Raw genomic sequence first — 1,487 nt, 5'->3', positions numbered from 1 at the left:
GAAATCGCGGGTGGCAATCTCGACGTTCAATTCCGCGCAACGGGCCTCGGCGAGGTCCGCGGCCTTGGCCTCGCATTCGAGCAAATGCTGACGCATTTGCGGGCCAGCACGCGAAGAATTCGTCAGCTCGCTTTCTACGACACGGTGAGCCGCATTCCCAATCGGGAGAAGATGCGCATCGATGCGCCGGCGCTCATCGACGCGGAAGAGGGCGCAGCGCTGTTCTTCCTCGACCTGGATGGCTTCAAATCCATCAACGACACTTTCGGGCACAAGGCTGGCGACGAACTGCTCAGGATGGTGGCCGAGCGCTTGAGCAATTTGCTGACGTCCAAAGGCGCTGCCGGCAAATGTCTGCTCGCCCGGGTCGGGGGCGACGAGTTCGTCGCCATCATCGCTGGTATGAAGACGGTCGCAGCCGCGAGCCTCAGTGCCCGCGAGATGATCGAGACGCTGCAGGTTTCCTTCAAGCTCCAGAGCAACCATGCGACCATCGGCGTCAGCATCGGCATTGCGATCTGTCCTACCCACGGCACAACCTATGACGATCTCCTGATCCGTGCCGACCTTGCGATGTACGTCGCGAAGAGTTCGGGACGCAATACCTGCGCGTTCTTCACTCCGGATCTCGCAGAGATCGCGCGTGCGCGCCATGCGCTCGAAACCGACCTCGCTTTGGCGATCCGCAATGAAGAGCTCGTCGTCCATTACCAGCCCAAGGTGTCCTGCAGGGATGGACGCATCCTAGGGGTGGAGGCGCTGGCGCGCTGGCATCACCCGAAGGAGGGCGACATTCCTCCTGCGCGCTTCATCAAGATCGCGGAAGAGATCGGCCTCATCATGGAGATCGACCGCTTCGTGCTGAGGCGCGCGCTCGCCGAAATCGGGGGCTTGATCCGAGCCGGCTCGAATCTCGTGCTCGCCGTAAATGTCGCAGCGACGGAAATCGAAGACCCGCTGTTCATCAGGGATATCATCACGGCCGTTCGCGAGGCCGACTTCCCGCCGCCAAAGCTCGAGATCGAGATCACAGAGTCGGTCGCGATGCGCAATCCTGACGTCGTGCGCGAGAGAATAAGCCTGCTCAGGCAATTGGGCATACGGTTCGCAATGGACGATTTCGGAGCCGGCTATTCGAATCTTTCGACGATGGCGAGGCTCCCCTTCGACGCCGTGAAGCTCGATCGTACGCTCGTAACGGGTGTCGCGGACGACCGCGAAAAGCAGACGATCCTTCGTCTGGCGCTCGGACTTGCGGACGAATTGGGGTTCGAAACGGTCGTCGAAGGCGTTGAAACGGCCGAAGACCTTCAGTTCGCGGCCGAAAACGGCGCGACCATGGCGCAAGGTTATCTTTTTTCTCGGCCCTTACCGCTCGAAGAGTTCGCTGTCCTGCTCCAGCCGCGCCGTTTGGCTTCGGCGTTCGAAGTGGTACCCAGGCGAGACGGAGCGGAGCGGAAGACCATGATCCGCTGAGGCGTCGGCGA

General features: G+C 61.2%; 1 protein-coding gene. It reads left to right on the top strand.

Annotation, left to right across the window (positions count from 1 at the left end; translation table 11 throughout):
- Positions 1-1,476 (top strand): putative bifunctional diguanylate cyclase/phosphodiesterase (locus AC0L30_RS42915; RefSeq protein ID WP_473406783.1); only part of this gene is annotated, 1,476 nt, incomplete at its 5' end.
- Positions 1,477-1,487 lie beyond the last annotated feature (11 nt).

It is taken from the genome of Bradyrhizobium sp. MI1.11 (assembly GCF_055811255.1).
This window is presented reverse-complemented; position numbering and strand designations above follow the sequence as displayed.